The sequence below is a fragment of the Sphingosinicella sp. genome (assembly GCF_013911755.1).
Lineage (GTDB): Bacteria > Pseudomonadota > Alphaproteobacteria > Sphingomonadales > Sphingomonadaceae > Sphingosinicella.
Genome location: NZ_JACESP010000001.1, coordinates 229,050 through 252,876, shown reverse-complemented (window position 1 = coordinate 252,876; position 23,827 = coordinate 229,050). Strand labels below are relative to the sequence as shown.

20 protein-coding genes are annotated in these 23,827 nt (G+C 67.0%); 1 reads left to right on the top strand and 19 read right to left on the bottom strand.

Features of this window, described 5'->3' with window-relative positions; genetic code table 11:
* The first annotated feature begins 146 nt into the window (after positions 1–146).
* Positions 147–1,808 (top strand): diguanylate cyclase, encoded by a 1,662-nt coding sequence (locus H2052_RS01310; RefSeq protein ID WP_293776974.1) that lies wholly within the window; start codon positions 147–149, stop codon positions 1,806–1,808.
* Here the strand turns inward: H2052_RS01310 and H2052_RS01305 are convergent, their stop codons facing one another.
* From H2052_RS01305 to H2052_RS01215, 19 genes are all read right to left on the bottom strand, one after another.
* The gene (locus H2052_RS01305; RefSeq protein ID WP_293776973.1) at positions 1,809–2,969 is read right to left on the bottom strand and encodes a deoxyguanosinetriphosphate triphosphohydrolase; all 1,161 of its coding nucleotides are present in this window, start codon (positions 2,967–2,969) and stop codon (positions 1,809–1,811) included.
* Positions 2,969–4,267, bottom strand: a complete 1,299-nt coding sequence (locus H2052_RS01300; protein WP_293776972.1) for an SPOR domain-containing protein — start codon at positions 4,265–4,267, stop codon at positions 2,969–2,971. Before H2052_RS01300 ends, H2052_RS01305 begins: the two co-directional genes overlap by 1 nt.
* The gene (locus tag H2052_RS01295; RefSeq protein ID WP_293776970.1) at positions 4,264–5,391 is read right to left on the bottom strand and encodes a CaiB/BaiF CoA-transferase family protein; all 1,128 of its coding nucleotides are present in this window, start codon (positions 5,389–5,391) and stop codon (positions 4,264–4,266) included. The genes H2052_RS01300 and H2052_RS01295 overlap by 4 nt, the downstream gene beginning before the upstream one ends.
* A 130-nt stretch (positions 5,392–5,521) precedes the next feature.
* Positions 5,522–6,997 (bottom strand): cell division protein FtsZ, encoded by a 1,476-nt coding sequence (gene ftsZ, locus H2052_RS01290; protein WP_293776969.1) that lies wholly within the window; start codon positions 6,995–6,997, stop codon positions 5,522–5,524.
* Positions 6,998–7,111: 114 nt separating this feature from the next.
* A complete protein-coding gene (gene ftsA, locus H2052_RS01285; protein WP_293776968.1) occupies positions 7,112–8,380 on the bottom strand; it encodes a cell division protein FtsA in 1,269 nt (422 codons plus the stop codon).
* Between the two features lie 13 nt (positions 8,381–8,393).
* Complete coding sequence (locus H2052_RS01280; protein ID WP_293776965.1) at positions 8,394–9,275, bottom strand: FtsQ-type POTRA domain-containing protein; 882 nt, start codon at positions 9,273–9,275, stop codon at positions 8,394–8,396.
* 24 nt (positions 9,276–9,299) lie between these two features.
* Positions 9,300–10,208, bottom strand: a complete 909-nt coding sequence (locus H2052_RS01275) for a D-alanine--D-alanine ligase (protein WP_293776962.1) — start codon at positions 10,206–10,208, stop codon at positions 9,300–9,302.
* The gene (gene murB, locus H2052_RS01270) at positions 10,205–11,161 is read right to left on the bottom strand and encodes a UDP-N-acetylmuramate dehydrogenase (RefSeq protein WP_293776960.1); all 957 of its coding nucleotides are present in this window, start codon (positions 11,159–11,161) and stop codon (positions 10,205–10,207) included. Before murB ends, H2052_RS01275 begins: the two co-directional genes overlap by 4 nt.
* Positions 11,110–12,522 carry a UDP-N-acetylmuramate--L-alanine ligase gene (murC, locus tag H2052_RS01265; RefSeq protein WP_293776958.1) on the bottom strand — a complete coding sequence of 471 codons (1,413 nt, stop codon included), beginning with the start codon at positions 12,520–12,522 and terminating at the stop codon, positions 11,110–11,112. The genes murB and murC overlap by 52 nt, the downstream gene beginning before the upstream one ends.
* Complete coding sequence (gene murG, locus H2052_RS01260; protein WP_293776956.1) at positions 12,519–13,652, bottom strand: undecaprenyldiphospho-muramoylpentapeptide beta-N-acetylglucosaminyltransferase; 1,134 nt, start codon at positions 13,650–13,652, stop codon at positions 12,519–12,521. Before murG ends, murC begins: the two co-directional genes overlap by 4 nt.
* A complete protein-coding gene (locus H2052_RS01255; protein ID WP_293776954.1) occupies positions 13,649–14,812 on the bottom strand; it encodes a putative peptidoglycan glycosyltransferase FtsW in 1,164 nt (387 codons plus the stop codon). Before H2052_RS01255 ends, murG begins: the two co-directional genes overlap by 4 nt.
* Positions 14,809–16,146 carry a UDP-N-acetylmuramoyl-L-alanine--D-glutamate ligase gene (gene murD, locus H2052_RS01250; RefSeq protein WP_293776952.1) on the bottom strand — a complete coding sequence of 446 codons (1,338 nt, stop codon included), beginning with the start codon at positions 16,144–16,146 and terminating at the stop codon, positions 14,809–14,811. The genes H2052_RS01255 and murD overlap by 4 nt, the downstream gene beginning before the upstream one ends.
* Complete coding sequence (gene mraY, locus H2052_RS01245) at positions 16,143–17,213, bottom strand: phospho-N-acetylmuramoyl-pentapeptide-transferase (RefSeq protein WP_293776950.1); 1,071 nt, start codon at positions 17,211–17,213, stop codon at positions 16,143–16,145. The genes murD and mraY overlap by 4 nt, the downstream gene beginning before the upstream one ends.
* Position 17,214: 1 nt before the next feature.
* Positions 17,215–18,582 carry a UDP-N-acetylmuramoyl-tripeptide--D-alanyl-D-alanine ligase gene (gene murF / locus H2052_RS01240; RefSeq protein ID WP_293776948.1) on the bottom strand — a complete coding sequence of 456 codons (1,368 nt, stop codon included), beginning with the start codon at positions 18,580–18,582 and terminating at the stop codon, positions 17,215–17,217.
* Positions 18,579–19,994: a UDP-N-acetylmuramoyl-L-alanyl-D-glutamate--2,6-diaminopimelate ligase gene (locus H2052_RS01235; protein ID WP_293776946.1), complete on the bottom strand. Its 1,416-nt coding sequence runs from the start codon at positions 19,992–19,994 to the stop codon at positions 18,579–18,581. Before H2052_RS01235 ends, murF begins: the two co-directional genes overlap by 4 nt.
* A gap of 3 nt (positions 19,995–19,997) precedes the next feature.
* Positions 19,998–21,611, bottom strand: a complete 1,614-nt coding sequence (locus tag H2052_RS01230; RefSeq protein ID WP_293777223.1) for a penicillin-binding protein 2 — start codon at positions 21,609–21,611, stop codon at positions 19,998–20,000.
* 80 nt (positions 21,612–21,691) lie between these two features.
* The gene (locus H2052_RS01225) at positions 21,692–22,207 is read right to left on the bottom strand and encodes a hypothetical protein (RefSeq protein ID WP_293776943.1); all 516 of its coding nucleotides are present in this window, start codon (positions 22,205–22,207) and stop codon (positions 21,692–21,694) included.
* Positions 22,204–23,148 (bottom strand): 16S rRNA (cytosine(1402)-N(4))-methyltransferase RsmH, encoded by a 945-nt coding sequence (gene rsmH / locus H2052_RS01220; protein ID WP_293776941.1) that lies wholly within the window; start codon positions 23,146–23,148, stop codon positions 22,204–22,206. Before rsmH ends, H2052_RS01225 begins: the two co-directional genes overlap by 4 nt.
* Positions 23,145–23,618, bottom strand: coding sequence for a hypothetical protein (locus H2052_RS01215; RefSeq protein ID WP_293776939.1), 474 nt, complete (start codon positions 23,616–23,618; stop codon positions 23,145–23,147). Before H2052_RS01215 ends, rsmH begins: the two co-directional genes overlap by 4 nt.
* Between the last annotated feature and the right edge of the window lie 209 nt (positions 23,619–23,827).

The window sequence follows — 23,827 nt, the reverse complement described above, 5'->3', positions numbered from 1 at the left end:
CGCCAAGCATCCGTCACCGTCCGCACGGCAGAGCGCGTCGCGTGCTCGTTTCCAATTCGAAAAACATCCGTAACGGTTTCTTATAGCCCTTCGCGCAAGGTGGGCTGACAAGAGCCCCCTTCGACGAGTATGCGTGCGCCGTTCCTATGTACCGCGTAATTGCCTTTGCATTTCTATCGCTTATCGCCGCTGCAGCGGGCGATGAGGCGCGCGCGGAAGCCCGCTTCTGCCATGCGGTGACGGACCTTTCGGCAGCCGAACCGGACGCGTTCGAGTGTTCGGGGGAGCCCGCCGACTATCGGCAGCGCAGCCTGTGGCTGAAGATCGATGCGCCCGCCGATTCGCGGATCGTCTATGTTCATCAAACGCGCTTCGAGCGACTGACGGCGGTTTTCCTTTACGCGGACGGCCGAACCGCCTCGCAAACCGTGCGCCGGGGCAATTATGGCGCGCACTGGCGGATCGGCGGGCAGATCGCGTTCGAACCCCCGATGCTCGCCGCGCCGGTCAAGACCGTTCTTCTGCGTTTCGACGGACTCGCGAGCCACGAACTGCTCAGAATCCGTCTGCCCGACGCCGATGAAGCCAATGCCCAGGCCGCCGTGCTGCCTGTGGTCGTCGGCAGCGCGATCACGCTGCTCGCGCTCGGCGCGCTTTACACGCTGTTGGTGGGCATGGCGCTGCGCCGCATCTACCTGCTGTGGCACGGGCTCTGGGCAGTCACGATGGTCGCGTGGGGTCTGCTCTGGTCTCAGCTCGCACTCATCGTCGCGCCCGGCATCGCCGGCTGGTCATCGCAGATCTGCACCTTTCTTGCCTGCCTCGCCGTCACGCTGGCAACCATCAGTGGCGTTATGGCGCTGGGGAAAGACATGGGACCGCGCGCGCTCCGCATCGGCACGCTCGCGCTCGGTCTTTTCATCATGCCTTTCGGCATTCTCGTCTCGCTGGAAACGGGGCCGGCGCTCGGTTGGCAGGTTGCCGTTCTCGGCGCGCTCACCCTGTCCGTCCTCGCGCTTGTCACGCTCAGCCTCGTCAACGCCTGCCGCGCAGGAAACGCGGATGCGAAGGCGCTCGCGTGGGCGTGGGGGCTGCCGATGGCGACGCTTGCGCTGGTACAGGTTATCGACGTGAATGACTGGGTCTATGGCGGCGGCTCGCAGGTCGTGATGCTCGTCGCGGCGGCATTGCAGACCATCTGGCTCTCGATCGCCGTTACGCTGCGGATCGCGCACCTCCGCGACGAGCGCGACAAGGCGCGCGCGGCGGAGGCACGCATGAGCGAGCTTGCCAGCCGCGATGCACTCACAGGCCTGCTCAATCGGCGGGGCTTCGTGGATCGCGCCGAGTTCATGATCGAGGGCCGCGCCGCGCCGGGCGAGCCCTTCGGCCTGCTGCTGATCGATGTCGACCATTTCAAGCGTGTCAACGACACCTATGGCCACGAGGCCGGCGACGCCGTGCTGTGCCGGATCGCGCGCCGACTCGAACGCTGGGAAGGGCCGCTATGCGTCGCGGGGCGCATCGGCGGGGAAGAATTCGTGCTCGCCGTCACCGGGCTCACCCCCATCGGCCTCCGCCAGTTCGCCGAAAGCGTGCGACGCGGCATCGCCGATCTGCATCATCCCGAACTGCGCACCGGCCATGCCGTCACGGTCAGCATCGGAGTCGCCTCGGCAGACCGCGCGCTCAGCTTCCAGCGCCTCTACGGCTGGGCCGATCAGGAGCTCTACAAGGCGAAGGCAAATGGTCGGAACCAGGTAATCTTTCGGGGAAGCGACCGCAGCGCGCAGGCGGTCACCGGCTGATCAGATGATCGCGCCCGGTGGGAAGGCGATTTGCCCGCCCAGCGCTTCGAAGGTCTTCAGGGCATAGCGATCAGTCATGCCCGCGATGAAATCCGCGATGTGGCGCGCGCGCGCCGGTTCGGTTTCGGGCAGGCGCTCGCGCCAATCGGCGGGCAGCTTCGAAGGATCGTCGTGGAGCATGTCGAACAGTTCGCCCGTCACCGCGGCGGCGGGTTCGCGCATCGCGAGGTTGCGCGCGTGGAAATACATGTTCGCGTAGAGAAAGCGCTTGAGGTCGCGCTCGGCCGCCTGCATCGCTTCCGAAAAGCGAACAACGGGCGCCCCGGCCCGGCGGATGGCCTCCACATCGGCGGGCGCAAGCGCGGCAAGACGCCGGGCGGTTTCCTCGATCAGATCATCGGCCATGCGCCCGATCTGGAACCGCACGAGTTCGGCCGCCAGCCGGTCGTCGGGCGCGCCCGGATGACGCGCGCGCACGGCGTCCAGACACTCGCTGACGAGCGGCACCGCCGCCGCGACCTCGCCGAGCGTGAACAGCCCGGCGCGGAGGCCATCGTCGAGATCGTGGTTGTCGTAGGCGATGTCATCCGCGAGCGCGGCGAGCTGCGCCTCCGGCCCCGCGTGCGTCGCGAGATCGAGATCGTGGCGCGCGTTGTAGTCGCCGAGCGCCCAGCCCGACGCCGTCACCGGCCCGTTGTGCTTGGCGAGGCCCTCCAGCGTTTCCCACGAAAGGTTGAGCCCGTCGAAATCGGCGTAGCGGACCTCGAGCGTGGTCAGCATCCGGATCGTGTGGCCGTTGTGGTCGAAGCCGCCCCACGGCGCCATGCGCGCGGCGAGCACGTCCTCGCCGACATGGCCGAACGGCGGATGCCCGAGGTCGTGCGCAAGGCAGAGCGCTTCGGTCAGGTCTTCATTGAACTGCAGCGTGCGCGCGATGGCGCGGCCGATCTGCGCGACTTCGAGGCTGTGCGTCAGCCGCGTGCGGAAATGGTCGCCGTCCGGCGATACGAACACCTGCGTCTTGTGCTTCAGGCGGCGGAAGGCGGTCGAATGGATGATGCGGTCGCGGTCCCGCTGAAACGCGTCGCGGCGCGCGCTCGGGCTTTCGGAATGAAGCCGCCCCCGCGACGCGGCGGGGTTCGAAGCGTACGGCGCCAGCATCAGAGCGGCGCGATGGCGGAGCCGGCCGGCGCGCGGTTGATGTAGGAGTCGACCCCCGCCGCTTTCAACCGGCGCGAGACTTTCTGCGCATCTCCGGCGGATCGGAACGGCCCGATCAGCAGGCGGTGCGTGCCGTCGGCATTCTGCACATAGGCGTTATAGTTGCCGATCACGCTCGCCTTGCGCTTGAAGCGTGCGAAGTCGAACGTCATCAGCGCGCGGTCCGGGCTGCTCGAAAGCTGCAGCCACACATGCGCCGCCTTGAGCTGCGACGCTGAAAGCTTCGGCAACCCGGCGGGCAGCGGTTCCGGCTTCGGCGCGGGTTTGGCTGCGGCAGGCTTGGCAGGCGCAGGTTTTTCGGCCGCGATCTCCGGCGCGCGCGGCGGCGGACTTTCGATCACCGGCGCCGCCGGCTCGGGCTCGGGTTCGGGCGCGGGCGGCGGAGATGTTGGCGCCTGTGCTACGACTGCCGGCGCCTGCGCGGGTCGCCCTGCATCGGGCAGGATGCCGAGATGCACGGCAGCCGCTTTCGCGGCCGGGGTCGGCAGGCTGGCGATCCGTTCGAGCACGTCCCCGGCCCCGGCGGCCGCCTGCGGGCTGAGGTTGGCCGTCGCGATGCGCCGCGCGAGATCGCGCCGCCCGCCGAGCGCGTGGACGAGCACCAGCGTGCGTTCGAAACTCGGCTGGCCGGATGCTTTTTCCGCCTCCGGCTGCAAGAGCTGCATCGCCGCTTCATTGTCGCCGCCGATCGCGAGGCTGAGCGCCAGATGCTCGACGATCGATCGGTCGCCCGGCACGCGCTGCATCGCATCCGCATAGGCGATCTGCGCGTTACGACTCTGCCCGAGCAGATCGAAGGCAAGGCCGCGCTGCATGGCGATCGCCGCGGGTGGACCTCCCGCCGCCTCGGCGAGCGCGAACGACTTCTGCGCTTCCGTGGGCCGGTTCTGCTGCACGAGCGCCGCGCCCACCGCGAGGTGCGCAAGCCCGTCCTTCGGCGTCGCCCGCACCCAGCGCTCCGCATACGACAGCGCCTGCGGCATCCGCATCGCGAGCGCGACTTCGGTCGAGGCCCGGAGCGCGGGGACGAAGCCGGGATCGATCCCGAGAGCACGTTCGTAGAAGCTCAGCGCGAGCATGAAATCGCCGGAATTGCGGCCATGATCGCCGATGGTGACAAGCCGCGCCGGATTGCTCAGCGCCGCGACCGCTCCGTCGTCCTTCTCCTTGCGCGTCTGCGCGAGCGATGGGTCGGCCGTCGCCGCGAGCAGCAGCAGGGCGGTGGCTGCGCGCATCATGTCGCGAGGGCCCGCGCGCCCGCCAGCGCCACGATCTCTGCATCCGAGTAGCCGAGTTCGCCTAGGATCGCCGCCGTATCCGCCCCCGTGCGCGGCGTCGGGGTCGGCCTATCCGTCACCGTCTCCGAATAGCGCGGCGCGGGCGCAGGCTGCGTCATCCCGCCCACCTCGATGAACGTGCCGCGCGCCGCATTGTGCGGGTGCGACGGCGCCTCGGTGAGTGACAGCACCGGCGCGAAACACACGTCCGTGCCTTCCATCAGCGCGCACCATTCCGCGCGCGTCTTCGTGAGGAACAGCGCCGTCAGCCTGGCCTTGAGCGGTCCCCAGCGCGACGGGTCCATCTGCGCGTCGAATTCGGCGTCGTTCTCAAGCCCCGCGATGCGGCGCAGCGCGGCGTAGAACTGCGGCTCGATCGAACCGATCGAAATATGGCCGCCATCCTTGCATTCGTAGGTGTCGTAGAAGTGCGTTCCCGTATCGAGCATGTTGACGCCGCGTTCGTCCTTCCACGCGCCCTGCCCGAAGAAGCCCCAGATCATGCCCATCAGCACGGCGGAGCCATCGGTCATCGCCACGTCGAGCACTTGGCCCTTTCCCGTTTTCTGCACCGAAAGCAGCGCAGCGGCCATACCGAATGCGAGCATCATGCCGCCGCCGCCGAAATCGCCGACCATGTTGATCGGCGGCGTCGGCTTCTCGCCTGCGCGGCCATAGGCGTGCAGCGCGCCCGAAAGCGCGATATAGTTGATGTCGTGGCCTGCGGCATGGGCGAGCGGACCTGTTTGTCCCCAACCCGTCATGCGGCCGTAGACAAGCCGCGGGTTGTCGCCAAGCAGCACGTCGGGGCCAAGCCCCAGCCGCTCCATCACGCCCGGGCGCAGCCCCTCGATCAACCCGTCGGCGGTCTTCACCAGCTTGCGCATCACCGCGATGCCCTCGGGCGATTTCAGGTCGACGACGATCGAGCGGCGCGAGCGGCCAAGCACGGTTTCCGGCATTCCGCCCGGCCGATCGATACGGATCACCTCCGCGCCGTGATCGGCAAGCATCATGCCCGCGAAAGGCCCCGGTCCGAGGCCCGCCATTTCGATGATACGCACGCCCGAAAGCGGTCCCGCCATCCCTCTCCCCTTCTTGCCATCGATTTGCGACGCAGCGTCGTTGCGGTCAAGCGCCGCGCGTCCGCAAGGTCATGAAACAGAGAGGGCCGGGTCTGTCGCCCGGCCCTCCATGTTCCATCTGATCCTGGGATCAGTCGTTGACCTGACGGCGGAAGAACCGCGGGATTTCCAGCGGATCCTGCCCGGCCGGTTCCTCGGCAACGGGCTGCGGCTCTTCGGCGCGCGCCTTGTCAGCACCCCGGCTGAGGTTCATCATGCGCTCGAACAGCGTCGGACCCGGGCGCGGTTCCTCGCGCGCGGCGCGGGGCGCCACATAGGGACGCTCCACCGGCTCGTTGATCGGCGCGGGCGGTGCCTCGGCGGCCACCGGCTCGGGCGCGGCTTCGCGCACGGGCTCGGGCATACGCAGCGGCATCACATTGTCCGAAAAGCCCGGCTGGGCCTCCTGAACCGGCTCGGCCTCGGCGACGAGGCTCGGTTCCTCGGCCACCACCGGCGGTTCTAGCGTGATCTGCCGCTCTTCGGGCGCCGGTGCAGCGGCCGCAGCGGGGCGGATCGGCGCCGCCGGGGCGAAGCTGCCCGCGACCGAACCGAAACCGCTGACAGTCGTCGAAGGCCGCGCGGGTTCGGCGACCTTGGCGGTGGCGTCGATACCGGTCGCAACAACCGACACGCGCATCCGGCCCTCAAGGTTCGCGTTGAACGCCGAGCCGACGATGATGTTGGCGTCGGGGTCCACCATCTCGCGGATGTGGTTCGCGGCTTCATCGACTTCCATCAGGCGGAGGTCTTCGCCGCCGGTGATGTTGATGATGACGCCCTTGGCGCCGCGCATCGAAACTTCGTCGAGCAGTGGATTGGCGATCGCCTTTTCCGCCGCTTCGATGGCGCGGTTCTCACCCTCGGCCTCGCCGGTGCCCATCATCGCCTTGCCCATCTCGCTCATCACCGTGCGGATGTCGGCGAAGTCGAGGTTGATGAGGCCGGGCATGATCATCAGATCGGTGATGCCGCGCACGCCCTGGTGCAGCACCTGGTCGGCCATCGCGAACGCGTCCTTGAACGTCGTGTTCGCGTTGGCGATCAGGAACAGGTTCTGGTTGGGAATGATGATCAGCGTGTCGACGTGCTTCTGAAGCTCGGCGATACCCTCTTCGGCCGAACGCATCCGGCGCGCGCCTTCGAAAGCGAACGGCTTGGTGACGACGCCCACTGTGAGGATGCCGCGCTCACGTGCCGCCTTGGCGACGACAGGCGCCGCGCCGGTGCCGGTGCCGCCGCCCATGCCGGCGGTAATGAAGCACATGTGGGAACCGTCCAGCGCGCCTTCGATCTCGGAGAGCGTTTCCTCAGCGGCCGCGCGGCCGATTTCGGGACGCGAACCGGCGCCGAGGCCCTGCGTGATCTTGAGCCCGAGCTGGAGCCGGGTTTCCGCCGTTGCCGCCGAAAGCGCCTGCGCATCGGTGTTCGCCACCACGAAATCGACGCCTTCGAGGCCCGAGGAGATCATGTTCGCGACTGCGTTGCCGCCCGCGCCGCCGACGCCGATTACCGTGATCCGCGGCTTCAGTTCGGTAAGCTCGGGGCGTTGCAACTCAAGACTCATGATGCTCTCCTTTGGCGCCGGCGCCCCCCACAAGAGCGCATTTGTTAAACACTACGACAGGATCGATTCCGCGTGAATCCCCAAGACGAAAAAAAATCAACATCTGGTATGTCATCACAGGTTGGACCTCAGCACTTCGATCATCCGGCCCCACGGCGAGCGCGACATGCGCATCTGTCCGCCGTCGCGGACGCTGCCCGCCCATAGGTCTTCGCGATCCTCCGCGCCGTAGAGCGCGAGCCCCGCGAGCGTCGAAAAAGCGCTGCCCACCTGCGCCTCGGGAAGCCCCACGAGACCACGGGGACGGCCGACCCGGCAGTGCCGCCCGAGCAACCCCTGCGCGAAGTCCGCGATGCACTTGAGCTCTGCGCCGCCGCCCGTCAGCACCATCTGGCGTCCGCGCGGTCCCTTGAAGCCCATTTCGTTGAGACGTTCCCCCACGTCGGAGAACAGCATGTCGAGCCGGTCGCGAATCACCGCGACGATCTGCGCGCGCGGCACGCGCGTCGGCTCGACGTCGTCGTCCTCGGAAATCGGCAGGATCTCGATCATGTCGTGATTGTCGCGGGGGCTCGTCGTCGCCGAACCATACAGCGTCTTCAGCCGCTCGGCGTGGATGCGCCGGGTGGAGAAGGTGGAAGCGATGTCGGCGGTGATGTCTTCGGAACCCATCGGGATCACCGAAAGGCCGACGAGCATCCCGCGCACGTGAACCGCAACGTTGGTGACGCCCGCGCCGATCTCGACGAGCGCGACGCCGAGTTCGCGCTCTTCAGGCGCGAGGCAGGCAAGGCCCGCCGCGATCGGCGACGCGACGATCGTCTGCACGCCAAGGTCCGCCGTGCGCACGCACTGGTCAAGGTTGCGCACAGGCGGCGTGTCCGCCGTGATGATGTGAATATCGACGCCCAGCCGATCGGCATGGAGGCCGAGCGGGTTCATCACGCGCGTCGTCTCGTCGAGCGTGTAGAGCGCGGGCTGCGCGTGCAGGATCGTGCGCCCGCCCGCGTCGAGCTGCGCGCGGCCTTCGGAAAGCACATGATCGATGTCGCCGCGCTCGATGCGCTGGCCGCCGATATCGACCTCGACCGACACGATCTCGCTATCGAGCCCGCCCGCCGAAACGCTGACGACAACGTTCTCGACCGTCACGCCCGCATTGCGTTCCGCCTGCTCCATCGCGGCGCGGATCGCGCTTTCAGTGCGCTCCAGATCGGCGACGAGGCCCTGCCGCAGACCCGTGCAGGCGCGCTGGCCGGTGCCGATCACGCGCGGCGGGCTCTCCCCGTCGCTGACGGCGATAAGCGCCGCCACCTTCGAGGAGCCGATATCGAGCGCCGCAATCGTGCGTTCGCCCCGGCTGCCGGTGTTCCGGACTCTCATAGCGGCCCAACCCTCATATTTCTGTTCCGCCTGTTGCTGGTTGCGTGGCTGGCTGTGCGACCGTGGGCTTCTTGTCGTTTTGCGAGATGCGCACGGTCAGCCGGTCCGCGAGGCGCATGTCGAAACGGCTGAAGCCCTTGTCGACAAGCCCCGAATCCCGGTCGATCCGCACGAAATTTCCAAGCGCGGCGCGCGCCTCGGCATAATCGTCGGGCAGCGCGAGCGTCTCGCCCGATTTCAGCTTCAGGTCCCAGCGCCGCTCGCCGATCCACACCGCGCCCGCAACGTGCTTCGCCGCCGCCGGGTAATCATGGAGCAGCGCGATCAGGTTCGCCGCCTCGGTGTTCGCGCCCTTGCCGACCACGATCGGCAGCTTCGCATAGCGCGCGATGTTCTCGGAAGGCAGCACCGCGCCTTCGGTATCCACAAGCCGATGCTCGCCACGATATTGCCAGATCGCGTAGGGTCTCCGCTCGGTGATGTCGATCGCGAGCGTGTCGGGAAGGCGGCGGCCGACACTCGCATCCTTCACCCACGGCAACATCAGCAGCCGGTCGCGCACGTCGTCGAGATCGACGAGCAGCATCGAATCCGAAGCCCCGTCGAGCGCCGCGGTGTAAACCGGCAGGCGGCTCATCGTCTTGAGGCCGGTCACCTCGACGTTCTTCACCTCGAAACCCGCGTCGGCGACGCCCACGGCGGCCGCCATCCAGAGCTTGTCAGGAAGCTGGTAGAGCCAGGCCGCAAACAGCGCGATGCCGGCAGCGCCCAGAGACACCGCCGGCGCCATCAGCCGACCCGATTTCGGACCTGCCGCCCGCGCGCGCGGCGCAGGCGACTTGGCCCTTTGCGGCGGCGGGCGCTTCCCCCGCTTCAGGGTGATGCGCTCACTCATCGCAGGCCAGCCTCGTGCGCCCCATCATTCCGCGTCTTCCAGAATGCGCGCAACGAGCGTGTCGTAATCGATGCCGCGATACTTCGCTTGCTCCGGCACAAGGCTGAGCGGCGTCATGCCGGGCTGGGTGTTCACCTCCAGCAGATAAAGCCCGGCGAGGCCCCGGCTCTCATCGTAGCGGAAATCGGACCGGCTGACGCCCTTGCAGCCGAGTACGCGGTGCGCCTTCAGCGCCATCGCCATCGCTTCGGCGGCAACCTCCTCGGGAATCTCCGCCGGGCATTGATGCACGGTGAGACCGTCCGTGTATTTGGCGTCGTAATCGTAGAAGCCGCGCGTCGGGATCAGTTCGGTCACGGCGAGCGGTTCGTCGCCCATCACCGCGACGGTGAGTTCGCGGCCCGGGATGAATGGCTCGGCGAGCAGTTTTTCGAACTGCGTCCACGGGCCGGGCGCGTCAACGGCAATGGGTGTGCCGTAGTTGCTCTCGTCGGTCACGATCGCGACGCCCACGGAGGAACCTTCATTGACCGGCTTCAACACATAAGGGCGCGGCAGCGGATCGCGGGTGTGCACGCTGGCGGAGTCAACGACGACCCCTTCGGGCATGCGGATACCGGCGGGCACGAGAATACGCTTCGTCAGTTCCTTGTCGATCGCGATGACCGACGTCGCCAGACCCGAATGCGTATATTTCACCCCCAACACGTCGAGCATTCCTTGAACCGTGCCGTCTTCCCCGGGTGTTCCATGCAGGGCATTGAACACGACGTCAGGCTTGATTTCACTCAGCTTTGCGGCAACGTCGCGGCCCATGTCAACAGCGTAAACATCATGGCCCAAACGCTTTAGCGCGTCGGCGATTCCCTTGCCGCTGGTGAGGGACACCTCGCGCTCGTTCGACCAGCCGCCCATCAGCACCGCAACCTTCATTTCGCCACTCCCACGCGCTGGATTTCCCATTCAAGCTCAACGCCCTGCGTCTCCTTCACGCGGCGGCGCACATCCTCGCCGAGCGCTTCGATATCGCCGCTGGTGGCATCGCCCGTGTTGATCAGGAAATTGCAGTGCTTTTCGCTGACCTGTGCGCCGCCGCGCATCAGGCCTCGGCATCCCGCCGCATCGACCAGCCGCCACGCCTTGTCGCCTGGCGGATTCTTGAATGTCGAGCCACCTGTCTTGGTGCGCAGCGGCTGCGAGGCCTCGCGCGCCTCCGCGATCCGGTCCATCTCGGCGCTGATTGCTGCGGGGTCATTCGGGATGCCGCGAAATGTGGCAGCAGTCACCACCGCGCCTTCGGGAAGCGCGCTGTGCCGATAGGTATAGGCGAGATCGTCGCGGCTCAGGGTTTTACGCTCACCCGAACGCAGCACCACCTCGCAGTCCACGAGAATGTCCGCCGTCTCGCGGCCGTATGCGCCGCCGTTCATGCGCACGAATCCGCCGACGGTGCCGGGAATCGAGCGCAGGAATTCGAGTCCCCCGATCCCCGCGTCGCGTGCTGTCGAGGAGACAAGAATGCCAGACGCCCCCCCACCGCAGCGCAGCGTCACCTCATCGAGCCGTTCCACCGCCGCAAACGCCTTGCCGAGCCGCACGACGACACCCGGGACGCCGCCGTCGCGCACGATGAGGTTGGACCCAAGCCCCAGCGCCATCACCGGCACGTCGGGTTCAAGTCCCGCAAGGAATGCGGCAAGGTCATCCGCATCCTTTGGCTCGAACAGCCATTCGGCATTGCCGCCCGACTTGAACCATACGAGCGGCGCCAGCGGCGCGTCCGGAGTCAGCCGCCCCGCGGCGGCAGGGATCGTGCGTACGGCCGCAGCCGCCGTCACGCCGCTCCCCGTTCGCGGCGGATCGCGTCCGCAAGTCCTGCCGCCCATTTGGTGATGTCGCCCGCGCCGAGACACACGACCATGTCGCCTTCGCGGATCGTCGCGGCGAGCTTCTGTGCGAGGTCTTCGGGTCCTTCCACCGTATAGGCATCGCGGTGTCCCGATCGCTTGAGCCCGGCAAGCAGATGCGCGGCATCCACGCCATCGATCGGCGTCTCGCCCGCCGCGTAGACAGGCGCGACGTACACGGTGTCGGCATCGTTGAACGCCGTCTGGAACTCCGGCATCAGATCGCGCAGGCGCGTGAAACGATGCGGCTGCACAACCGCGATCACCCGCCCCTTCACGCCTTCGCGCGCAGCGGCAAGCACCGCCTTGATCTCGACGGGATGGTGTCCGTAGTCGTCGATGATCGACGCGCCGTCCACCTCGCCGACCTTGGTGAAGCGCCGCTTCACCCCGCCGAACTTGGCAAAGCCACTGCGAATGTCCTCGCCCGAAATCTGAAGCTCAAGCGCCACGGCAACGGCGGAAAGCGCGTTCTGCACGTTGTGCCGCCCCGGCATCGGCAGTTCGAGCCCGTCGATGCGGCGCTGGTTGCCGTCGCGGTCGGTGATGAGCACGTCGAAGCGGTTGCCGCCCGGCACCGGCGTCACGTTCTCGCCGCGCACATCGGCCTGTGCGGAAAAGCCGTAGGAGACGACGCGCCGGTCGCGCACGCGCGGCAGAATCGCCTGCACCTCGGGGTGATCGATGCACAGGATCGCCGCGCCGTAAAACGGCACGTGCTCAACGAAATCGACGAACGCCTGCTTGATCTGGTCGAAGCTGCCGTAGTGATCGAGGTGTTCGGGATCGATGTTGGTGACGATCGCGAATGTCGGCGGCAGGCGCAGGAAGCTGCCGTCGCTCTCGTCAGCCTCCACGACCATCCAGTCGCTGGTGCCGAGCCGCGCGTTCGATCCGTAGCTGTTGATGATGCCGCCGTTCACGACCGTGGGGTCGAGCCCGCCCGCGTCGAGCAGCGCCGCGACCATCGAGGTCGTCGTCGTCTTGCCGTGCGTGCCCGCCACCGCCACCGTGGACTTCAGTCGCATCAATTCGGCAAGCATCTCCGCGCGCCGCACCACGGGGATTCGCTTTTCGAGCGCAAGATCGACCTCGGGATTGCCGCGACGAATCGCCGTGGACGTCACCACCACGGCCGAATCGCCAAGGTTTTCCGCCTTGTGCCCGATGTGGACGTCGATGCCTTTCTTGCGCAGCCCTTCGATCACATAGGATTCGGCGATGTCGCTGCCTTGCACCTTGTAGCCGAGGTTGTGCATCAGCTCGGCGATACCGGACATGCCGATGCCGCCGATGCCGACGAAGTGAATCGTTCCGATGTCGCGGGCGATGCCCGTCATGCGCTGGCTCCGATCTCAGGGGTTTCGAGGGCCAATGGCACACCGGCCAGCCGCAGGGCAAGGTCGGCGAGTGCCCGCGATGCGTTCGGCCGCCCGACGGCAAGGGCACGCCGCGCCGCGTTGGCAAGCGCGCCCGGTTGAAGCGCCATCGCCTCGATCTGCCGCGCGAGTTCGGCGGGCTTGAAGCCCTTCTGCCGCATCATGCGCGCGCCGCCCGCCGCGACGACTTCGCGCGTGTTCGCGGCCTGGTGATCGTCGGTCGCGATCGGCAGCGGCACAAGGATCGCAGGGCGTCCCGCCGCGCACAGTTCGCTCACCGTGGAAGCGCCCGCGCGCGCGATCACGAGATGCGCCCACGCCATCGCGGAGGGCATGTCGTCGATGAAGGTGGAAAGATCGGCGGGGATTTCGAGCCGCCGGTATTCGCTTCGCACCTGCTCGATGTCCTCGGCGCGGCACTGCTGCATCACCTGCAGCCGGTGCCGCAGGCTCGCATCAAGTTGCCCCAGCCCCGGCGGCACCACCTCGCCGAAGATGCTTGCGCCAAGGCTGCCGCCTGTCACCAGCACATGGAAGATGCCGTCCGTCTCCAGCGCCGGATACGCCGCCTTGCCGATCTCCGCGATCGCCTCGCGCACGGGGTTGCCGACGAGCGCGACCTTGTCGGCAAGCTCCGGCTTCACGCGCGCGGTATCGGGAAATGACGTCGCGATCACATCCGCCTTGCGCGCGACGAGCCGGTTCACGCGGCCGAGCACGGCATTCTGTTCGTGGATGATCGTCGGCACGCCCGCCTTTTGCGCGGCGAGCATCGCTGGGAGCACGGGATAGCCGCCGAAGCCGATCACCACGGCGGGCGAATCTTCCGCGATCAGCCGCGAAACCGCCTTGCGCCCCGCACGGATCTTCAGCCACGCGCCGAGCCACTTCAGCGGATTCTTGCCCAGCGTCGACGCCTCGATCACGTGGCGCGGCCCCTTGGTGAGAATTCCCTCCAGTCGCGCGCCGCGTTCGTCGGTGATCAGCGACACGGTATGGCCGCGCGCGATCAGTTCTTCGGCAAGCGCGTGCGCGGGCATCATGTGCCCGCCGGTGCCGCCTGCCGCGACGTAGAAGTGCCGCCCGCTCATGCCGTGCGACCCCGCGGCACATAGGGCGAGGACTTGAGGAAGCGGTTGCGCCGCGTCAGCGCGAGCAGAAGCCCCATGCCCATCGAGAGCGCCAGGAACGACGATCCGCCGTGGCTGATGAACGGCAGCGTCATGCCTTTGGAAGGCAAGAGGTTCAGGTTCACGCCGATGTTGATCATCGCCTGCCCGCCGATCTGCGTGATGAGCCCCGCCGCGCCCAGGAACACGAACGGGTCTTCCTCCTCCAGAAGCTGCAGCAGCACGCGCACAATCATGGCGAGAAACAATATGGCGATGGCGGTGCACGCGATCGCGCCGAATTCCTCGCCGATCACGGAGAAGATGTAATCGGTGTGCGGCTCGGGCAGCGAGAACTTGTTCTGCCCCTCACCCGGCCCCGCGCCGAACAGTCCGCCTGCGCGGAATCCGTCGAGCGCCTTGTCGATCTGGTAGGTGTCGCCGTCGCCGGTGAGGAAGCGGTCGATACGGCTCGTGACGTGCGGCACGAACAGATACGCCACGACAAGCGCCGCGACACCCGCGGCAAGCACGATCCCGAGGATTGCGAAGCTCATGCCCGCAAGCACCGCCTGCACAAGCCAGACGCCGACGAACAATGCCGACTGTCCGATGTCGGGCTGCATCACCAGCATCGCGACCACGAGCACGAGCAGCCCACACGACACGCTGAACGCCGGGACGTCACCGTCATCGAACCGCGAGGCCAGCACCCAGGCGCTCGTCACCGCGAACAGCGGCTTCAGGAATTCCGATGGTTGTAGCTGGAAGCCCCCGAGGCTCAGCCAGCGCACCGCGCCGTTCGCTTCGACGCCGAAAAACGGCACCGCGGCCAGTCCGACGATGAACACCAGCGTGCCGATCAGCGAAAGCCGCTTCGCCCACGGAACCGTCAGCATCGAAACGCCGAGCATCAGCGGCACGCCGAGCAGGATCCAGAACAGCTGCCGCTTGAAATAGTACATGTCGTCGAGCTTCACGCTGCCGCCCGAATAGCGGTGCGCCGCAGCGGGAGACGCCGCCGCGACAGCGATGAGCCCGATACCGATCAGCACAAGCACGAGCGCGAGCAGCGGCCGATCGATGGTCCAGAACCAGCGGCCGAGAAGCGTCTTGTCCGCGCGTCCGAGGGGTGTGCTCATGCCTTGCCAAGCTCCTGCACCGCGCCCTTGAAGACGTCGCCGCGCTGTTCGAAATCGCGGAACTGATCGTAAGACGCGCACGCGGGAGACAGCAGCACGACCTCCCCCGGCTTCGCGGCGCCCGCGGCAAGCTGCGTCGCACGCTCCACCGTGCCCGCGCGGATCACCGGAATGTGCGTACCAAGCAGATGCGCGTAGACGGTTTCCGCCTCGCCGATCACATAGGCGGCGCGCACGTGGCCGAGATACGGCAGGCACGCATCGAGCTCATCGGTCTTGCGCTTGCCGCCGACGATCCAGTGGATTGCGGGGTAAGCGGCGAGCGCGGGCGCGGTCGAGGTCGGGTTCGTCGCCTTGCTGTCGTTGACGTAAAGCACGCCATTGATTTCCGCGACGCGCTCCATGCGGTGCGCAAGGCCCGGATAGGTTTCAAGACCCGCCTTGATCGCCGCTGCGCCGAGGCCGAGCACACGCGTCGCAGCGATCGCCGCAACCGCGTTCTGCGCATTGTGCGGTCCGGCGAGCGAGGGCCAATCCGCCTGGTAGCCGAGCAGTTCGCCGTCAACATATGCCGCGCCATTCACCAGCGACACGCCTTCGCCCAGCACGTCATCGAACGAGACCGGAACGCCGCCCCGCCCCTTGGCGATCGCGGCCGTGTAGTCATCGTCCGACATGAAGATCGCCGCTGCGTCCTCCGCCTGCATGTCGAACAGGCGTTCCTTCGATGCGGCGTATCCCGCCATGCCGTCATAACGGTCGAGATGGTCGGGCGTGATGTTGGTCAGGATCGCCACGTCGCAGGCAAGACCCTGCGTCAGGTCGATCTGGAATGATGAAAGCTCCAGCACGTAAACCCCGCCTTCCGGCAAGGCGTCCTGCGACAGAATCGGCAGGCCGATGTTGCCGCCCATCGTCGCGGGAACGTCCGCGTGCGCGAGAATATGATGGATGAGCGCGGTCGTCGTCGATTTGCCGTTGGTGCCGGTGATGCCGACAACCTTGTGCGGCGGCAGTTCGGCGCGCGCCTGCGCGAACAGCTCGATGTCGCCGAGCACCGGCACGCCCGCCGCCGCCGCGCGCGCGGCGAGCGGATGCGTGTTGAGCGGCACGCCCGGCGACACGATGATGCCGTCGAAGGCAGAAAGATCCGCCGAATTCAGATCGGCGACATGCACCTGCACGTCCTCGATCGCCGCGCGTTTCTTCGCGTCGTCGTCCCACACCGTCACCGTCGCGCCCGCCGCCCGCAAGGCCGCGACGACGCTGAGCCCGGTGCGGGCGAGGCCGAAGACGGCGTAGTGCCGGGTGGCGAAGGCGCGCGCGGTAATCATCTGAGTTTCAGCGTCGCAAGGCCGGCGAGCGCCAGCACGATGGAAACGATCCAGAAGCGGATGACCACGGTCGATTCGGGCCAGCCGAGCTGTTCGAAATGGTGGTGGATGGGAGCCATCTTGAAAACGCGTTTGCCGGTGAGCTTGAAGCTCGCCACCTGCACGATCACCGAGACGGTTTCCAGCACGAAAAGACCGCCGACGAGAAGCAACACGATTTCGTGATTCGTGACGACCGCGACCGACCCCAGGGCCCCGCCGAGCGCGAGACTACCGGTGTCGCCCATGAACACGGCGGCGGGCGGCGCGTTGTACCATAGGAAGGCGAGGCACGCGCCGATCAGCGCGCCGAGAAATACGGTGAGATCGCCCGCGCCGTTCACGAACAGGATGCCAAGGTAATCCGAAAAGCGGATGTTCCCCACCAGATAGGCGATGAGTGCGAAGGTCAGCGCTGCGATGATGACCGGCATGGTCGCAAGCCCGTCGAGCCCATCCGTCAGGTTCACCGCATTGCCGAATCCTGTAACGATGAATGCCGCGAACAATATATAGAACGGCCCGAGATCGAGGCCGAAGTTCGTGAACGGGAAGAACAGCCGCGTGTCGGTCACATCGGTGATCGCCCAGCAGGCGATGCCCGCGATGATGAATTCCAGCAGCAGCCGTGTGCGCCCGGAAACGCCTTTGTGGCTGCCTTTCGAAACCTTCGAATAATCGTCCGAAAAGCCGATCGCGCCGAAACCCAGAGTTACGAACAGACATGCCCAGACGTAGGGGTTTTCAAGGTTCATCCACAGCAGGGTCGAGATGGAGAGCGAAATCAGAATCATCAGCCCACCCATCGTCGGCGTGCCGCGCTTGGTCAGCAGGTGGCTCGCAGGTCCGTCCTCGCGGATCGGCTGGCCCTTGCCCTGTTTCACGCGCAGCCAGTCGATCATGCGCGGGCCGATGATGAGCCCGATGGCGAGCGCGGTGATGACCGCCGCGCCGGACCGGAACGTGATGTAGCGGAACAGATTGAGGATGCCGGGGAAGTCGAGCGCTTCGGCGAGAATGTAAAGCATGTCAGTTGATCCCCCGCAGCGCGCCGGCGACCCGACCGAGCCCGACACTGTTCGATGCCTTGAGCAGGATGGCGTCGCCTGCGGCGATGATGTCCGAAAGCGCCGCACGGGCACCAGCGGCGTCGCTTACGCGAACCACCGCGATTTCGCGAGGGAGAGCACCCTCAAGCGGAAGCGTCTCGTCGCCCACGAGCACCGCCACATCGACCTTCGCCGCGCTCACATGCGGTGCGAGATCGGCATGCAGGCGCTCGCTCGCGTCACCGAGTTCCCGCATCGGCCCCAGCACGGCGATGCGGCGCGTCGCCTTCGCGGCGCCGAGCACCGCGAGCGACGCCGCCATCGATGCGGGATTGGCGTTGTAGCTCTCGTCGATCAGCAGCGCCTCGCCGTCCTTCGCAGCGATCCGGTACTGCGCGCCGCGCCCTTCGAGGCCCTGCATCTGCGAAAGCCCGAGCGCCGCGGCGGCAAGATCGACACCCGCCGCGTGCGCCGCGGCGAGCACGGCGAGGCTGTTTGCGATCCAATGCGCGCCGGGCAGCGGAATTCGGTACGCGACGCGGCTGCCCTCGACGTCCGCGATCACGGTAGATCCGCCCGCATCGCTCGCGGACTGGACAGCGCGCACGTCGGCCCCCGCTCCGCTGCCGAAGCTGATGATGCGCGCGGCGTGCTGCTCCGCCTTCGCGCGCAGGCGGGCGTAGTGCGGGCTGTCGAACGGCAGCACGGCGACTCCGCCGAGCTCCAGCCCTTCGAAGATCTCGCCCTTCGCGTCGGCGATCGCTTCTTCGCCATCGAAGAACGCAAGGTGCGCGGACGTCACCCACGTCACCACGGCGACGTGCGGGCGCACGAGCCGCGTGAGCACGGCGAGCTCGCCCGCGTGGTTCATGCCCATTTCGAACACCGCAAGCCGCGTGTCCCTCGGCATCCGCGAAAGGCTGAGCGGCACGCCGGTGTGATTGTTGTAACTCTTCACCGACCAATGCGTGTGTTCGGGCTCGATTTCCTGAAACGCGTGGCGAAGGGCCTCCTTCACGCTCGTCTTGCCGACGCTGCCGGTAACGCCCACCACGCACGCACCCGCCCGTTCGCGCCCCGCGCGCCCAAGCGCCTGCAGCCCCTCGAAACTGTCCGCGACGCGTACGTGCGGATACGCGCAGTCCTCGCTGACGAGGAAACCCGCCGCGCCCCTTTCATGCGCGCCTTCGATGAAACGATGCCCGTCCGTCGCCTCGCCCTTCATCGCGATGAACAGCTCGCCGCCGATGATTTCGCGCGAATCGAACGTCACCCCCTCGGCAACGAAGTCGCCGCTCGGGGTTCCGCCGGTGGCGTCCGCGATTTCGGCCGCCGTCCAAAGGCTCATGCCGCGCACTCGCGCGCGACCGCCACATCATCGAACGGCAGGATGCGATCGCCCACGATCTGCCCCTGCTCGTGCCCCTTGCCCGCGATCAGCACGATGTCGTCCGCGCCTGCCGCCGCGATCGCCGCCGCGATGGCGCTGCGCCTGTCGCCGATCTCGGTCGCGCCCGGTGCCGCGGCCATGATCTCGGCGCGGATCGTCGCCGGATCTTCAGAGCGCGGATTGTCGTCGGTCACATAAACAACATCGGCAAGCTCTGTCGCGACCTTGCCCATCTCGGGCCGCTTGCCCTTGTCGCGGTCGCCGCCCGCGCCCAGCACGATGTGCAGCCGGTCTTTCGCGTGCGGCCGCAGCGCCTCGATCGCCGCGCGGATCGCGTCGGGCGTGTGCGCGTAATCCACATAGATCGGCGCGCCCGCGCGCGTCAGCGCCGCGCGCTCCAGGCGTCCCCGCACAGGGACCAGCCGCGAAAGATGCCCGAGCGTCGTCGCGATATCGCCCCCGGTCGCGATCACCAGCCCCGCCGCGACCAGCGCATTCGCCGCCTGATACGCCCCGATCAGCGGCAGCTCGACTTTCTTCTCGGTGCCGCCCGCCGCGATCATCAGCGTCTGGCCAAGCTGGTTCGGCGTCCGCGAGACGAGTCGCAGCGCCTGGCCCTTTGTCCCGACGGTAAGCACCTTCAGGCCCCGCGCCTTCGCGACTCCGATCACCCGCTCCGAAACCGGATCATCGGCCCAGATCACGGCCGTGCCGTCGCTGTCCGTGACCTCGGTAAACAGCCGCAGCTTGGCCTCGAGATAGGCCTCCATCGTCTCGTGATAATCGAGATGATCGCGGCTGAGATTGGTGAACGCTCCGGCCCGCACCGGCAGCCCCTCGGTGCGATATTGCGCAAGCCCGTGGCTCGACGCCTCGAAGCTCGCGTGCGTCACGCCCTCGCGCGCCAGTCCCGCCATGTTCGAAAGGAATGTCACGACATCGGGCGTGGTCAGGCCGGTGGAAATCTGTTCGTCGGCGGTGGTGACGCCGAGCGTGCCGATCGACGCCGAAACGTGCCCCGCCATGCGCCACAATTGCCGCGTCAGTTCCGCCGTAGAGGTCTTTCCGTTCGTGCCCGTCACTGCAACCGTCGTGGCCGGGAACGGCGCGAAGAACTTCGCCGCCAGCGCCGCGAAACGACGGCGTGGCTCGGCATCCGCGATGTGGAGCGCGCCTTCGACCTTCGCGTCCGGACTCGCCACGATCGCCACCGCGCCAGCCTTCACCGCGTCTGCAATGAAATCCTCGCCGTTGAAGCGCGTGCCGCGGAAGGCGCCGAAGATCGTTCCGGGCGCGACCTTTCGGTGATCGATCGCAAAGCCGGTAATCGTCGCATCGCTGCCGTTTTCCACGAGGTCCTTGAGGCGCATTCCTTATCCGGTCGGCTGCTTGCCCTGGACGTAGGCCAGGAGGGGGTTGAGATCGACGTCGCGAACGTCGCTCGGCGCAACCCCGAGCACCGGCGCGATGCGGCTGATAACCTTGGAAACGACGGGCGCCGCGTTCCAGCCTGCGCCGCGGAAGCCATAGGTTTCCTTGGTGCCCTTGGGCTCGTCGAGCATCGCGATGACCACGTATTTGGGGTCGTCCATCGGAAACGCCCCGGCGAACGTCGTGACCATGGCGTTCCGGTTATAGCGGCCGCCATCGGGCTTTTCCGCCGTTCCGGTCTTGCCGCCGACGCGATACCCCTGCGCTTCTGCCTGCTTGCCAGTGCCATGCGTCACCACGAGACGCAGCATTGCCCGCATTGTCCGCGACGCTTCCTCGCTGAAGACACGGCGGCCCTTCCCGACCCCTCCGCCTTGAACCTTCAGAAGCGTGGCGGGCCTCCAGACGCCGCCGTTGACGAGTGCCGCATAGGCACTGGCAAGATGGAGGGGCGTGACCGCGATGCCGTGGCCGTAGCTCACGGTCATCGTGGCAAGTTCACCCCATTGAGCCGGATAGAGCGTGCGCCCACGCTCCTTCAGTTCGATCTCGGCGGGCTCCATGAAGCCGAGTTCCTTCAGGAACTTCTGCTGCCGCGCGGAGCCGATCTCTTGCGCGATCTGCGCCGTGCCGATGTTCGAGGAATACATGAAGATCTCGGGGATCGTCAGCCAGCGCGCCTTGGGATGGTCGTCGCGAATGCGAAACCGGCCCATCTGCAGCGGATGCGTCGCGTCATACTGCTGCGACATCGACGTGACGACGCCGGTATCGAGCGCCATGCCCATCGTCAGCGCCTTGAAGGTCGACCCGAGTTCATAAACGCCGAGCGTGGCGCGATTGAAGATCGCGTCGGGGCTGACGGCGCCCGCCTTGTTCGGATTGAGTTCCGGCAGCGAGGCGAGCGCAAGCACCTCGCCTGTGTGGACGTCGAGCACGATGCCCGAAGCGCCGATCGCGCTGTGCTTGGTCATTGCCGTCTGCAGTTCGCTTTCGACAGCGTGCTGCACGCGCGCGTCGATGGCGAGTTCGAGCGGCTTGTCGCGCAGCTCGGGATCGGTGAGCCGCTCCTGATAGGCGCGCTCCATGCCCGCCTGCCCGACACCGTCGACATTGGTGTAGCCGATGACGTGCGCGGCAAGAAACTGGTTGGGGTAAATGCGCTCCTGCTCGCGCTCCAGCACCAGCCCCGGCTCGCCGATGGCGTTGATCGCCTTCGCTTCCGCCGGAAGGATGCGCCGCTGGATATAGCGATATTTCCCGTGGTGGGTGAGTTCCTTGTAGATCGGCAGCGCGCTCGGGCGCCCGAGGATGTTCGCGATCCGGCGCGCCAGTATCTCCGGATCGCCGACCAGCGCCTGGGGGCGCACGGCGAGCGCGAAGGCATCGAACGTGGTGGCAAGGTCGCCGCCGTTGCGGTCGACGATGTCCGCGCGCGGCGGCGCGAACGCGATCTGCCGCGTCGCTGCAACCGCGCTCGACCCGGTCAGGGAAAGCTCGCCGAGGCGGAGCCCGATGATGCCCACCAGCGCGGTGAACAGCATGATGCCGATCATGAGCCGTTGCCGCGACCGCGCAAGCTGCGCCTGCCGCTTTCCGGCAAGCTGGATTCGAAGCTGGCGCTGTGCGGCCGGGCTCACCGCAGCGACACGCGCGTCAGCGACGCGCGCTCATCGTCCGCGGCGGCGTCGATCTCGGCCACGAAGCCCGCGGAGAACAGGCCCGGTTCGGCGCGTTCGCGCAGCACGGGGAGCTTGGCCCGGGGCACCGGGGCCACCGAGGCCACGCGCATCTCACGCTCGGCAGGCGCCGGCAGCTCAACGCTGGCAAGGCGCACGTCCGCCGGCATCGCATCCGGCCGGTGCGGACGCACGAGGCTGGCGAGTTGCACTTCGCTTTCCAGAATCTGTCCCGACTTCGGCGCGCCGAGCGCCAGCGCCGACGCGTTCCAGCGCTCAAGCTGCGGCAGGTTGGAGCGGACGCGGAGCTCGGCCTCCAGCGCGCGGATGTCGCGGCGGTCGGCGGCGATCTGCCGCTCAAGCTTCGAGATGCCACTGCGCTCGGCACCCACGCTGTAGCTGACGAGATAGAGGCCGAGGCCCGCTCCCAGCGTCACGAGGGCAAGACCTGCGGAGCCAAGCGAGCGGATCATGCGTCATCCTTCCATGCGGGGGCATCGGTGCGCGTGCCGATACGAAGTGTTGCCGAGCGGGCGCGCGGGTTCGCGGCGATTTCCGCTGCATCGGGGCGAACGGCTTTCGCCGCCTGAAATGTCGGCGCGGACCCCCCGATCCGCGCCTCGGGCAGGTGGCGCGAGCCCTGCGGGTCACCCCCGCTGCGCGTACGCAGGAAGCGCTTCACCGCCCTGTCCTCAAGACTGTGGAAACTCACCACGGCGAGCCGCCCGCCGGGACGCAGCAGGCGTTCAGCCGCGCGGAGGCCGGCATCGAGTTCGCCGAGTTCGTCGTTCACCGCGATGCGCAGCGCCTGAAACGTGCGCGTCGCCGGATCCTTGGGTGCGCCCGGCCGGTGGCCAAGCGCCTTGCGGACAATCGCGGCGAGTTCACCGGTGCGCGCAATCGGCCGCGCCGCCACGATGTGGCTCGCGACGCGGCGCGAGCGCGGCTCCTCGCCATATTGGTAAAGGAGATCGGCAAGCGCCGTCTCGTCCAGCGTGTTCACGAGATCCGCGGCACTCGGACCCTCGCTCGACATGCGCATGTCGAGCGGACCGTCGGCCTGAAACGAAAAACCGCGCGCCGCCTGATCGATCTGCATCGAGGACACGCCGATATCGAGCATGATCGCGTCCACGGTCGAAACGCCGCGGGCTTCGAGCGCGCGGTCCATCAGCGAGAAGCGCTCGTGGATCAATGTCAGCCGGTCCGGGTTCGCACCCGCCAGCGCCTCACCGGCCGCGATGGCCGTTGGATCGCGGTCGAACGCATACACATGCCCGGCGCCCGCTGCGAGCACCGCATTCGCGTAGCCGCCGGCACCGAATGTGCCGTCGACGACGCTTGCACCAGAGATGGGAGAAATACCGGCGAGCACAGCTTCGAGAAGAACGGGGATATGAGGGGCCGCCGTCATATCGTCTCTCCGCGCTCTTTCAAGAGATTGCGGACATGAAAAACCGTGGCGGGGTCGGCACGGTCGGAGGCGAGCAGCGCTTTCGGGTCCCAGATCTCGAAATAGTCGGCGAACGCAAGGAAGCAGGCGAGCCGATCGATGCCGGCGGCCTCACGGGTGGCGGCGGGGAGCACGATCCGCCCGTTGGCATCGTAGGGAAGCGGTTCGACGAAGCTGAATTCGCGCTGCAGGGCGGCGGCGCGTTCGCCCTCCTGCTCCGGCGTGAACCGGCGCTCGATCTGCTGATAGATGAAGTCATTGTAGTAGGCGTCGTAGGCGCGGATGTGGTTCGGTTCGAACCGCAGGGACAGGGTGACTTCCTTCACGGCGGAGCGCGCTTCGATCGTGGAACGGTAGCCGGCAGGGATCGACAGTCGCCCTTTGGCGTCGACTGCGTTGATCGCGAATCCCTTGAACAAATCCCGTTTCACGCGCGGCTTCCAATCAGCGGGCAATGCAATCCCCGGCCGCGCAACCCGAAAGGTTAACGCGTTAGGCCAGTACCGAGGGCTGAATCCCCGCTCCCCTGTGGAAAACGGAGTATCATGGGTATTTCATGGGTTTCAATGGGAATTTATGGGATTTGATGTTTTTCGCGTGGTTTTTCGCTGAATCGCGTGGGTTTACGGAGGTGAAACAA